We start from the raw sequence: 12,512 nt of genomic DNA, 5'->3' as shown, positions 1-12,512 counted from the left end.
TTGTTATATGATGAAGTGAAAGCTAATTTTAAACTGACAATCAAGTCAATGAGTTATTCGCCTATCACGGCTAATGCCTTGGCATGTCAAATATCAATTTAGCAGTTTGTAATGGGTTAATTCATCAAAGCTTAGCGAATAACGCTGAGCGATCCTCTTTTTGATTAATAGATAGAAATAATAATATGCATAAACGTTCATTGACCTCTTTAGCTGTATTCATTTCATCACTTTTCCTTTCTACACCGGTTATCAGTGCGACGGTTCCTGCTGGTACTGTTTTAGCTGAAAATCAAGAAGTTGTACGCCATCTGAAAGATGAGCCAGCATCATTAGATCCGATAAAATCTGTTGGGTTGACTGAAGCTCAAGTGATGCGTGATTTGTTTGAAGGCCTAGTTAATCAAGATAATCATGGAAAGCCGATACCGGGTGTCGCACTAAATTGGCACACTGATGACAATCGAACTTGGATTTTTCAGTTACGCCCTGAAGCGGCATGGTCGAATGGTGAGCCTGTTACCGCTGACGATTTCGTTTATAGTTGGCGTCGTTTAGTCACGCCAGCCAATACTTCGCCATTTGCTTGGTTTGCAGCATTAGCGGGAATTAATAATGCGCAGGATATTATCGATGGTAAGTTGCCACCAGAACAGTTAGGGGTGGAAGCTGTCGATAAACACACGCTGAAAATTGTGTTAAATAAGCCAGTTCCTTATTTCCCGTCATTAACCGCAAACTTCAGCTTATTTCCTGTTCATCGCGGAACCGTTGAACAATATGGCACAGACTGGATTAAAGTCGGTAATTTAGTTGGAAATGGTGCATTTGAACTTAATGACCGTGTTGTTAATGAGAAAATCGTATTAACACCAAATCCGCACTATTGGGATCATAAAAATACGGTGATCACCAAAGTGACTTTTGTCCCTATCAACCAAGAATCTCACGCGACTAATCGTTATTTGGCTGGGGATTTAGATATCACGGAATCCTTTCCTAAGCAGCGCTATCAAAAATTATTACAAGATATTCCTAACGAAGTTTTTACGCCGGATCAACTCGGTACCTATTACTACGCATTTAATACCCAGCGCGCGCCGACCAATGATGTCAGGGTTCGACAGGCATTATCAATGGCAATTGACCGCCAATTGATTGCTAGCAAAGTCTTAGGGACAGGGGAAAAACCCGCTAATTATTTTACACCTGATGTGACGGCAGGTTTTAAGCCGGAAAAAGGGCTGTATCAGACTCATAAACAAAAAGAGTTAGACCAACAAGCCAAAACGTTATTAAAGCAGGCTGGGTACAGTGAAGCGCATCCTTTGGAATTAACGTTGCTGTATAACAGCTCGGAAAACCATCAAAAAATTGCTATTGCGATTGCTTCCATGTGGAAGAAAAAACTCGGGGTGCAAGTTAAGTTAGTTAACCAAGAGTGGAAAACATATATTGATAGCCGTAACACCGGAAATTTTGATGTAATCCGTGCTTCTTGGATTGGTGATTTTAATGAGCCATCTACATTCTTATCACTGCTAACTTCTCAACACAGTGGCAATATTCCTAAGTTTAATAATCCGCAATATGACGCACTAATGACTTCAGCTAGCATTGAAACGAATGATGCGCAGCGTAATGTGTATTACAACCAAGCGGAAGCCATTATTGCAAAAGAAGCACCAATTGCACCAATCTATCAATATACGAATGCGCGTTTGATTAAACCGTGGTTAAAAGGTTATCCGATTGAAAATCCAGAGGATGTGGCATACAGCCATAGCTTCTATATGATTAAGCATTAAGAATGAAATTTAGCCAGTGCAGGTGTGCTGGCTAAATTTTGGGAGACCCAAAATAAAAAAACTCCTTCCACTGGAGAGTCAGAAGGAGGACCAAAAAGGAATAAACACTACAGCGCTAATAATAGGAAAAAACTTTGCGGTTTTATTGCTAATTTGTGTCAATCAAATGGGATCTCTCTAGCAAAAATTGAGAAATTTCATTGGGCTATAAATCTTGCATAACATCTTATTTTTATGCTTTTATTTTCCTTTGCTTAACACCTACTTAAACTTTGTATTTTGATTTTGTTATTGAAATCATTGCAATATTCCCTTTAATCAACTAAAAATACCTTACTTTTCAATTTAAGGAGATAATTGCATGGCGTCGACCTATGGATCGCAATTTCAACACTCTAACCCCGTTCATGCCTTTCAGTTAGATGGAGATGGCGGTGTTCTTCCTATCGATTTAAATGCCACTGCAACACAGCAATCTCCATTTTGGCTGCATTACGATTATAAAAATAAAGAGACGTCTAGCTGGATCCAACAGACTGATTTGTTTAATGACCAAGTGAAGTCATCATTGACGGGTAAAATGAATCGTATGCGGATGGTGCGTATTGGTGATGGCGTTCTGCTGACACTACAAACCCTGAATAACACCGCAGGGCAGCGCCCAGAGCAATTGGTGGCATTTCGTATCTTTATGAATAGCCGCTTGATTGTTTCATGCCGTCACCGACGTGTTCACTCATTAGATTCTGTTATTGATGATCTTAAACAAGGCGTCGGTGCGCAGAGTACCGGTGAATGGCTTGCCGATGTCACGGATGCAATGACCGATGAAATTAGTGATTTCACCGACTCTCTTCACGAACGTCTTATTGAAATGGAAGATTTGATATTACATGGCGAAATTCCTGAGCGTGGGGAATTAGCCTTACTGCGTAAACAAATTATTGTCGTGCGCCGTTATATGGCACCGCAGCGGGATATGTTTTCTCGATTAACCGCTGAAAAATTATTATGGCTAGATGATAACGACAGACGTCGTTTACAAGAAATATCAGATAGATTAGGGCGCTGTATTGAAGATTTAGATGGTTTTATTGCACGTACCGCCATTATGTCTGATGAAATTACGAATATGATGACGGAAATGATGAATCGTCGAATCTATACCATGTCATTAATGGCGATGATATTTTTACCAACCACATTTTTAACCGGTTTATTTGGTGTGAACTTAGGGGGTATCCCTGGAAATGAATTCAAGTTTGCCTTTAGTGCGTTCTGTTTATTACTCGCCTGCTTAATTGCTACGGTATTTTGGTGGTTAAAAAGAAGTCGATGGCTATAAGAAAGGTGAATTGTTCTGGATAATGGGTGCTAGTTTGAGATAAATCAATAAAGGGTATAGGGTTTTAAGGCAATATTACTCCCGCAGGTGAATGCAACGTTGAGCGATGAACGTTGTGCTCCATAATTGTAGTTTTTCTCATATTGAGTTCTTATACAGAATAATTGACCACTGTAATGCCGATGTATTTTACATCGGCTTTTTTTTGCATAAAATCTGATGCCACCCCTGAGTTTGCCCAGAGGTAGCGGACCAATTTTTATTATCTTACTTAACTTCAATCACATCTAAGCGGTCAGCACTGTAGTCTGGTTGATCATCTTCATCAATCATTGGCTGAGCAGGCAATTCTTCACGGTCAAAAGCCATATCACCACCATTGATCACGGCATCACCATGTGAAATGTTTTTAAAATCAAATAGTTCAGTATCACATAGGTGAGATGATACAACGTTCTGAGTCGCTCTAAACATAGTTTCAATGCGCCCTGGGTAACGTTTATCCCAATCGCGTAGCATCTCTTTAATGACTTGGCGCTGTAAATTCGGCTGGGATCCACATAAGTTACAAGGGATGATAGGGAATCCTTTTGCTTCAGCAAAACGCTCAATATCTTTTTCGCGGCAATAGGCGAGAGGGCGGATAACAATGTGTTTGCCATCGTCACTCATCAATTTTGGTGGCATACCTTTTAATTTACCGCCGTAGAACATGTTTAAAAATAGGGTCTGTAAAATATCATCACGGTGATGACCGAGCGCTATTTTGGTCGCACCTAACTCTGTCGCCGTGCGATATAAGATGCCGCGACGTAAACGAGAGCACAGGGAACAGGTGGTTTTTCCTTCAGGAATTTTTTCTTTTACGATGCCATAGGTGTTTTCTTCGACAATTTTATACTCAACACCGAGTTCGTCTAAGTAAGCTGGCAAGATGTGTTCAGGGAAGCCTGGTTGTTTTTGGTCTAAGTTAACAGCGACCAAAGAGAATGAAATTGGGGCACTTTTTTGCAGGCTTTGCAAAATAGACAGCAGAGTATAGCTATCTTTCCCCCCAGACAGGCAGACCATGATACGGTCGCCTTCTTCGATCATATTAAAATCGGCGATGGCTTGCCCAACATCACGGCGGATTCTTTTTTGGAGTTTGTTTAAGTTGTATTGTTCTTTATTAGTCGTCATTCTCGGTTGTTCTTTCTTGTTTCTGATTGCTATTTAAATTTTTGAAATATATATGCTTTTTTGTTTTTTGTCGTTCTCGTTGTTTCTGAATTAACCCAGTCTTATACTGACTCGTGTATAAGACTTTGTATAAGATTCTAGACATTGGATAAGACTGATATGTCAGAAATTAATAAACTCACAGACAAAAAGCTAAAAAACATTCATGGTAAAGAAATCTCTAAGCCGGTAATGATAGCAGATGGTAGGGGGCTTTCGATACTAGTAAGCAAAAAAGGTTCTATCTCATGGTCATACTCTTACCGATTTGAAGGTAAGTTAAGTAGGATGATAATAGGGCAATATCCTGATTTATCAATGAAACAGCCACAAGACAAGGCTTCGAGCAATTTTGGTTTCAGGGCATGACCCAAATACCAAAAGCGGTAACTGTTCTGTTAGTGCTATACAAGGTGCGAATCTAACTTAATCTGCGTTATTCTTTCTTTCATATCCATATAAATTAATCCTACCAGACAAATACTCACCTAAATATACTTCACTGATTTTATTAAAACCTTGTTTCGAAATATTGTCTTCTAACCACTCAATGTCTTTGCCGATGATTTCGAGTAAGTCATGGTTAGCTAAGCCATCGACGATAATTGGATAACGTATATTCTCATCGCCACTTTGGATAATAGTCAATTGCCCATTTTGTTCGAGAACAACGCGTTTTAGTTGCTCTATTTCGTATATGCCATTTGATCTTAGTTTGAACATCAAATCATTAGCGGAAACACCGTTTTTTAGACATTCTTTAACGTTAACGCTGCCATTATGTACCAAGGTTATAGGTTTGCCGTCAATAATTCGTTTAATAAAGGGATTATTCTCTTTTAAAAATTTAAGGGCAAAAACAAGTAAAGTCCATATGATTAACACGAGTATAAATTGCAGTACTGTTATTGATTCATTGTAAATGACACCACCAATAATACCGCCTAGAACATAGTTTTGAACTTGATCCATTGCGGATGAAGGGGCTAAATTTCCTTTGCCCATGAGGTTTATTTGAACAATCAGGCATAGGATCCCTAATCCAAGCTTTATAATAATAGGTGTATAAATAATCATTTTATGCCTTATTTTTTTATGATTTTAATTTCGGGATTTGTTAACCAAACTTTTTCTAAGCTGTAAGTTTGTTGATCTACGCTTAAATGAATACGGTAATAACGGTCATCAATTTTAATGATGATGCCATCGGATAATTGTACCGAGTTAGAAAATATAGAATTTATATCAACCCCTTTTTCTTTTGATAATAACCTTACGAAATTAACCATTTGGGATGATTTTGAGTGTATATTTTGACTATCGGTATAATCTTGATACTGAATGCCTGAAATGAAGAGTAAAAATAAGAAGGCGATAATCGTTAAATCCCGATATTTAGTTTGTAGGCGGTGACGCATATATAGGATGAAAAAAACGATTAAAGCAAATAAAGTGCCAAAAATAATAATATATTTAAAATAATCATTTATATTAGACTGCGCTTGCAAGTAATCTATCCCATAAAAATTCATATAAAAATCATTCCTGATTGTTCACTATATCCATCTTTATTATAGTGACTTATTCGCATTTTAGCTCTGATATTAAAATCTAATTTTGAGTTGTCAGTCATTACCCAAGATCTGTCATTGATTTTTATGTTGAAGTTAAAAATTGTCGATGGTTTCAGTATTTATCAAAGGAAGCATTTTGAAAACCTGCTTGTGGGATTAATTCAAGATAGGTTTTTAGATAACAAAAATATTAATGGAGATTTTATTCAAATATCGTAATGAAAATAATAATGTCGCTTCCCTTCAATAAATAAGTCATTTGAAGAGAAGCGATGAGCGATTACTGAGCCGCCTTTTTCAGTTTTTCAACTTGTTCGGCAGTGACAGGTTTACCTTGCCCCCCCCATTCGGCGCGCGCCCATGATATTAAATCTGCCATTTCTTGTGGCGTTAAATCATCGGCAAAGCTTGGCATAGCATACATACGCTGCCCATTAGGGAAAGTGGTGGTTGGAATACCCGTTAACACTACACTGATAAAGGTTTCGGGGCTGTCCATAGCTAAGATGGCATTACCTTTTAACGCTGGAATGCCATTAGGGACTCCTTCTCCGGTGATCCCGTGGCAACCTGCGCAGGTAGACATATACATTAACCGACCCGTTTCCATGATTTGACTTACATTACCCACGTCTGGTGAGTTTGCCTCAGGCAATGGAGCTGGCGGAGTGTCGGCTCCAAGTATTTTTCCTTGTTTATCCGTCATTAAATAAATTGCCATGTCATTAACATCGCTTTTATTCATCTGGCTAGTAGAAAAATGAGTCACTGTACTCATATCTGCAAATGCAGAGCCTTGCGGGGCATTCCCTGTAAGCAGGAATTGGCGCAAAGAGGCGGTATCGTACCCATGTTTGGAAAGCGCTTCGGCTGTAATATCAGGGATGGCTAAACCGGCTTCTTCACCTCCTTGAAGTGACCGTGAAAACTCGACACCCATCATTAAATTACGTGGTGAGTGACAAGCGCCACAGTGTGCTAGACCTTCAACAATATAAGCTCCTCGGTTCCACTCGGCAGAACGTTGTGGGTCATGAGGCGCATTTTGTTTAGGGAAATTAAGTAAAGTCCAGAAGTTCATAAATGGGCGAACGGGTAGGACAAATACACCTGTATTTTCTTTGTTTGGCACATTGATTGGCGGAAGTGACATCACATAAGCATACAGGGCATCAATATCATCCGATGTCGTCATATGGGTAAATACAAACGGCATGGCAGGGTAGAGATTACCTCTTTCTTTACCAATTCCGTCTTTCAAAGCACGATGGAAATCAGCACGGGTATAGTTACCGATACCAAATTGCTTATCAGGCGTGATATTTGTGGAATAAATGGTACCAAAAGGGGTTCCGATGGCACGCCCACCCGCAGCCAATGGCCCTTCAGGTAATGAGTGGCAACCAAAGCAATCACCAGCAGTTGCCAACTCTTGCCCTCTTGGCAGCAATTTGGCGACTTCTTCTGAGGTCAGCGGTTTATCTAAATCAGGACCGATACTGGAGGTACGAAAAGCACCAAATAGGATCGCAAGCATTAATATGATGAATAATAAGATAATAATATAAATGCTTTTACGTAGAGAGCTGGATTTAGCCATGAGGTTTCTCCCTAGTCGATCACGCAGCCAGGAGTGTCTAGAGCGACTTTCCTCACTGCTTCATAATAGCGAACATAGCCTGTACAACGGCAAATATGCTCATTGAGGGCTTCTTCAATCGCATGTTCGAGTTGGTCTCGTTTCACTGGGTTTTTCTTCAGTTTATCAAGAAATACCGTCGCACCCGTGACGAAACCGGGGGCACAATAGCCACACTGGAACGAAAAGTTTTCGATAAAAGCTTGTTGAATTGGCGTTAATTCAACAACTTTGCCTTGTTCATCCAGTTTGGCTTGCCCTTCGATGGTAACAATATTTTTATTGTTGAAATAATGGGCACCAAAGATACAGGTACGGCTTTCAACCGTTGAGCCATCGGGCTGAATTTCCATAATGGTGCAAGCATGGCAGATCCCTTGCCCGCAACCAAAGTGGGTGCCTGTGAGGTCAAGGTATTCATGTAAAAACTCAATCATTGGCATCCCAACAGGGACATCAATAGGACCAATTTTCTGGCCGTTAATGGTCAGTGTTAGTGGCTTGCGCTCAATAATCGGAACGGCATGGTTGATTTTCATGAGAGTGCCTTTTTAATTTTATCTACCGTGATAGGGAATTCATAGAAACGCTTACCTGTCGCATGGGTTAATGCGTTACTCGTCGCAGGTAAGATAGGGATCATTCCCAGTTCTGCCATGCCTTTTGGTGGCGAAGTTTCTGATAGGGGAGGTAAGTAATCAATGGTTTGTTGCCAAACCGCAACATCTTTTGCGCGTGGCAGAACATAGCGATTAAAGTTCCATGTTCCATTACCTGGCCCATCTTCATACAGTGGCAATTCTTCCATCAATGCGTGACCAATACCCATCGCGGTACCTCCTTGAATTTGGCCTGAAACCAATTCAGGGACAATCATTGTACCGGGATCCATAATCATATGGTGGCGCATGATATCGACCTCACCCGTCATAGTATTGACGTTGAGCTCGACGAGGCAGGAAGCTGGTGTGACCGTAGTTGGGTCAGCTTTTGCGCGTTGTGTTGGTGGGTAATAGGCAATTTTACGTTTAATAAAATGGTAACCGCCAGTTGTCATCTGCTTTTTCAGTTCTTGTGGAGCACCCTCGCCATAACGAACGGATATTGCATCGAGAGGGAGATTTTTCAATCCTACAGTTGGAATATCGAACTCTGCGCGAGCCCACTGCCAGCTTGAATAGCCGTGAACAGCAACTCCGGTGATTAGCCCCATCTCATGGGCTCTTTTGGCTAAAATGTCAAAAGGAATGGGCTTCATCCCACCACCGCCAATACCATCAGATCCGACACGAATATCTGCAAATTCAACATTTAAGCCATTGAATGCTCCTCCGCCTGGACCTTCACTCCAAATGCTTTTGGCCGCAGGCCATAGGGTATTTTCTAATAAAAAATGACCCGCTTGGCGTGTACCAAATCCAATGTAATAAACACCGCTCGATGAACTCATGTCAGGGATCAGCGCAGGTGTCCAATAGGGATCAGTTTTTGACAGTTCATCTTGTTTTTTCTGATCTGCCCAACTGGTTTTGAGTGGTAGTTCTGCAAATTCAGTTACCCCAAATTCAACCACATCAGGGGCTTTGCTGAGTGCTTGCCATACCATAACTTGTTGTGCGGTTGTACCACCGGTACCAATCTCTTGCATACAATGGCGCATTGTTAGCTTGCCATTCGCATCAAATTCAAGAGAAAGAATCGTTGGAACACCGCTAGAACCATAAACTTGCTGCACTTGCGCAAAGCCAACGCCGTATAACTTACCGGGGTTTTTTGCTTCATAATCGACTTTATTTTTTTCACGATCGACCCAAATCGGGTGTTTTTCCGCAAGATTTAACATTTCGACATTGCGAGGGTCACCAGCGATTACACCACCTTGTGTATTCGGATAACCTTCTAATATGGCATTACGGCGGCGCAGTTCTATTGGGTCAATATTGAGGTTATGAGCGATTTCATCGACCATCAATTCAGTGACTGCCATCGACTGTAAGGAACCAAAGCCACGCATTGAGCCTGCTTCGACAGCCGGGGTGGCCATGGCGAGAGCGGTGAGGTCAGATTTTGGGAAATAATAAATAGATTGGGCACCACGTACCGCAACGTGTGATACGGCAACCGAGAGGTTTTCACGACCACCACCATTACAGTTATAAGTACCTTTTAATACATCAAATTTGCCCGTTTTTTTATCACCGATAATGGTGACATCCATCTCAATAGAGTGGCGTTTCATTCCCATTTGGAATTGTTCATAGCGGTCATTTGCCATACGAACAGGTAAGCCATCAGCATAGAAACTGGCGACCATCGAATAGAAAGGAAAAACCGAATAGTCTTTTGAGCCATAACCGACGGTAGAACCTGTTAATAACACAATGTTCTCGACAGAAAAATGTTTGTTGTGCTTCGATAACTCAGCAGCGGCGTTGACGACTCCTGCAGGAGACTGTGTCGCGGTTAAAATATGCAGTGTTTTGGTTTGTGCGTCATACCAAGTATTACAGTTATCAGGCTCCATTGCGCAAGGGTCAATGGATTGTGAAAAACCATGGCGCTCAATCACAAATTTATCGGGATTCTGGCGAGCTGCAGCGATTTCTTGTTCAATTTGCCGTGCGTAATCCATTGCTTTTTCTTGTTTATCAGGGCTTTTTTCTGCCTGATGAAGGGCTTGAATAAAACCACCACCACGATCTTTACGGATCACTGGTGGAATAGAAATGGCATGTTTGGGGTCATATGGCGGCCAAACAGGTGTATTGCCATCGAACCCACCTTTAATACCTGAATCTTGATAAGGGGAAAAGATAGAAGGTGAAAGTGGTGTATCACCACCGATACGTACATATCGCGCTGCACCATAGTTAGCGGGCGGTTTTGGTCCAGTCACCATTCCATATTTTACGGTGTTTGTCGCAAAACGTAACATACGCTGTGCTGTGCTGTATTTATCGAAATCATGATAAATCAAGATGGCAACAGGGTGGCCAATAATCGGTGGAGTGTCCCCTAGAGGCACTAAAATATTGGTGCCATAGAAGCCTTTTCCCATACTGGTGTCTTGAGGAATATTTAAGCCATCACGGATAAGGTCTTCTTGTAAAACAACTTTATCAGGCTGTAAATTTGGACCTAACATTGAAATATCAATGCCTTCAAAGGTTTTATCTGCTTCTGTTGCTTTTAACATAAAGGCATAGCTTTGTTTTTTAGGCCAACCAGGAATGTCTTTAGCGCGGTAATCACGAGCAAAATTTTTACGGCCGGTGACCTTTTCAACACCATCCCAACGAAAGCGTGCTTTACCATTTTGACCTATCCAATCGGTTGATGGAGAGTCAGAATCTAGCTCCATTGCTATCGCAAAAGGGAGCTTACCCACCATCACTGCAATGCCTGCAATAGTGCCTAGTTTGATGAAGTTACGTCTAGAAATATGACCCGACATAGTGTGCTCCCTGATTATATTTTTAGGGTTTTTATTATGAGCAATGGAAGTCAATAATATTTTTTAGCCACGCATTATAAGATTGTTTTATTTCGATTTAATTTGTTCGCAATTTGATGGCTAATATCAGATAGCTCAGTAAGTTACATAAATAGTATGGGTATCTGTATTGATATATCAAGAACGAGTAAAGGGATTTAGACAAGAAAGTGAATAATACTGTTGGGGTCATCTTAATATGACAGTATTGAATAAAATAACTGAGTTTTATTAGAATGTAATTTATTTAAATGATAGTAATTCTTATTAATGAATAATTAAATCAATATGTATTTTATTATATAAAGCATATGATTATGTCGATATTGTGATAAGAGTGACTACAACGTCGGTAGCTTAAAAACCTCAGATTTGTGAGATTTTTTGTTTATTTTATTAGAGTATAGAGTCGTGGTTTATAAAGCTAGTAAATAAAGTGCAATGTTACTAATATGAATTCCAATTATTACTATAAATCAATTTTGTATATAAGTGATTTTATATAAGGTGCAATGATGGTTAATATTCTTACCTCTAGCGATAAGAGCAATACATCAGGTAAAAAAATCACAGTAGGTATTAGCTCATGCTTATTGGGTGATAGCGTTAGATTTGATGGTGGTCATAAGCGCTTTCACTTTGCTGTAGATGAGTTATCAGATTATTTCGAATACCAACAAGCATGCCCGGAAATGGCGATTGGTTTACCAACACCTAGACCTGCATTGAGGCTAGTTAAATCTGACGAAAATAGCGTTAGACTCAAGTTCAGCGATGGTCGTGAAGGCGATTTAACTGAAGAGATGCTTCAGTTTTCGACCACTTATTTGAGTGGGCTTTTAAATTTAAGTGGTTATATTGTATGTAAAAACTCACCTAGCTGTGGCTTGGAAAGGGTTCGAGTATATGATTCAGTTGGCAATGGTAATAAAAAGTCTGGAATTGGGCTTTTTACTGAACAATTACTCAAAGTAATGCCTTGGTTGCCTGTTGAGGAAGATGGCAGGTTAAGCGATCCTCATATTCGAGAAAATTTTATTATACGGGTATTTGCTCTTCATGAGCTAAATGAACTAAAGAAAAACTCCTTCAATCGGCACTCATTAATCGACTTTCATACTCGATATAAGCTCCTTTTATTGGCGCATTCACAGCCTCTTTATCGAGAACTTGGTCGTTTTGTTGCTAGTAACAATGAATGGGATTCAATCGATTCTTATTTTGATGAGTATCGAAATAAGTTTATGAATTTATTACAACACCAAGCGACTAGGCGCAATCACACTAATGTGCTTATGCATATCCAAGGTTACTTTAAACGTTATCTGACATCAAACCAAAGGCAAGCATTGAGTAAGTTAATCCTCGAATACCGCCAAGGAACACAGCCTTTATTGGCTCCATTAACATTAATTACGCACTATTTATCTGA

At 40.2% G+C, this 12,512-nt stretch carries 10 protein-coding genes; 4 read left to right on the top strand and 6 right to left on the bottom strand.

The features are described from left to right. Positions 1 to 185: 185 nt before the first annotated feature. Both GKR61_RS16310 and zntB read left to right on the top strand, forming a co-directional pair. A complete protein-coding gene (locus tag GKR61_RS16310) occupies positions 186 to 1,808 on the top strand; it encodes a peptide ABC transporter substrate-binding protein (protein ID WP_154599986.1) in 1,623 nt (540 codons plus the stop codon). A 361-nt stretch (positions 1,809 to 2,169) separates the two neighbouring features. Then, complete coding sequence (zntB, locus tag GKR61_RS16305) at positions 2,170 to 3,153, top strand: zinc transporter ZntB (protein WP_036953465.1); 984 nt, start codon at positions 2,170 to 2,172, stop codon at positions 3,151 to 3,153. 267 nt (positions 3,154 to 3,420) lie between these two features. Here the strand turns inward: zntB and ttcA are convergent, their stop codons facing one another. Next, a complete protein-coding gene (gene ttcA, locus GKR61_RS16300; RefSeq protein ID WP_262362058.1) occupies positions 3,421 to 4,362 on the bottom strand; it encodes a tRNA 2-thiocytidine(32) synthetase TtcA in 942 nt (313 codons plus the stop codon). 132 nt (positions 4,363 to 4,494) lie between these two features. Here ttcA and GKR61_RS16295 point away from each other — a divergent pair, with 132 nt between their 5' ends. Beyond that, positions 4,495 to 4,743 (top strand): Arm DNA-binding domain-containing protein, encoded by a 249-nt coding sequence (locus GKR61_RS16295; protein ID WP_108479001.1) that lies wholly within the window; start codon positions 4,495 to 4,497, stop codon positions 4,741 to 4,743. Between the two features lie 57 nt (positions 4,744 to 4,800). Here GKR61_RS16295 and GKR61_RS16290 read toward each other — a convergent pair whose 3' ends face one another. The 5 genes from GKR61_RS16290 to GKR61_RS16270 all read right to left on the bottom strand — a co-directional run bounded on the left by GKR61_RS16290 (position 4,801) and on the right by GKR61_RS16270 (position 11,041). Beyond that, positions 4,801 to 5,451: a DUF421 domain-containing protein gene (locus tag GKR61_RS16290; protein WP_036953461.1), complete on the bottom strand. Its 651-nt coding sequence runs from the start codon at positions 5,449 to 5,451 to the stop codon at positions 4,801 to 4,803. An 8-nt stretch (positions 5,452 to 5,459) separates the two neighbouring features. Continuing rightward, complete coding sequence (locus tag GKR61_RS16285; RefSeq protein WP_036953459.1) at positions 5,460 to 5,906, bottom strand: DUF3290 domain-containing protein; 447 nt, start codon at positions 5,904 to 5,906, stop codon at positions 5,460 to 5,462. Positions 5,907 to 6,228: 322 nt separating this feature from the next. After that, positions 6,229 to 7,548: a cytochrome c gene (locus GKR61_RS16280; RefSeq protein WP_108479000.1), complete on the bottom strand. Its 1,320-nt coding sequence runs from the start codon at positions 7,546 to 7,548 to the stop codon at positions 6,229 to 6,231. 11 nt (positions 7,549 to 7,559) lie between these two features. Next, positions 7,560 to 8,126 carry a (2Fe-2S)-binding protein gene (locus tag GKR61_RS16275; RefSeq protein ID WP_036953454.1) on the bottom strand — a complete coding sequence of 189 codons (567 nt, stop codon included), beginning with the start codon at positions 8,124 to 8,126 and terminating at the stop codon, positions 7,560 to 7,562. Then, positions 8,123 to 11,041, bottom strand: coding sequence for a xanthine dehydrogenase family protein molybdopterin-binding subunit (locus GKR61_RS16270; protein ID WP_154599985.1), 2,919 nt, complete (start codon positions 11,039 to 11,041; stop codon positions 8,123 to 8,125). Before GKR61_RS16270 ends, GKR61_RS16275 begins: the two co-directional genes overlap by 4 nt. A 554-nt stretch (positions 11,042 to 11,595) precedes the next feature. Between GKR61_RS16270 and GKR61_RS16265 the strand changes: the two genes are divergently transcribed. Then, a partial coding sequence (locus GKR61_RS16265) for a YbgA family protein (RefSeq protein ID WP_154599984.1) occupies positions 11,596 to 12,512 on the top strand: 917 nt, incomplete at its 3' end.

The sequence above is a fragment of the Providencia sp. wls1916 genome, assembly GCF_009706585.1.
GTDB classification, from domain to species: Bacteria; Pseudomonadota; Gammaproteobacteria; order Enterobacterales; family Enterobacteriaceae; genus Providencia; species Providencia lanzhouensis.
Note: the sequence above shows the minus strand (reverse complement) of the source record. Positions and strands in the feature narration are given on the sequence as shown.

Bases quoted from the DNA above. Each gene is read 5' to 3' on its own strand.
- GKR61_RS16295 (WP_108479001.1), top strand. From the start codon at position 4,495: ATGTCAGAAATTAATAAACTCACAGACAAAAAGCTAAAAAACATTCAT.
- GKR61_RS16275 (WP_036953454.1), bottom strand. From the start codon at position 8,126: ATGAAAATCAACCATGCCGTTCCGATTATTGAGCGCAAGCCACTAACA.
- GKR61_RS16280 (WP_108479000.1), bottom strand. From the start codon at position 7,548: ATGGCTAAATCCAGCTCTCTACGTAAAAGCATTTATATTATTATCTTA.
- GKR61_RS16270 (WP_154599985.1), bottom strand. From the start codon at position 11,041: ATGTCGGGTCATATTTCTAGACGTAACTTCATCAAACTAGGCACTATT.
- zntB (WP_036953465.1), top strand. From the start codon at position 2,170: ATGGCGTCGACCTATGGATCGCAATTTCAACACTCTAACCCCGTTCAT.
- GKR61_RS16290 (WP_036953461.1), bottom strand. From the start codon at position 5,451: ATGATTATTTATACACCTATTATTATAAAGCTTGGATTAGGGATCCTA.
- GKR61_RS16285 (WP_036953459.1), bottom strand. From the start codon at position 5,906: ATGAATTTTTATGGGATAGATTACTTGCAAGCGCAGTCTAATATAAAT.
- GKR61_RS16310 (WP_154599986.1), top strand. From the start codon at position 186: ATGCATAAACGTTCATTGACCTCTTTAGCTGTATTCATTTCATCACTT.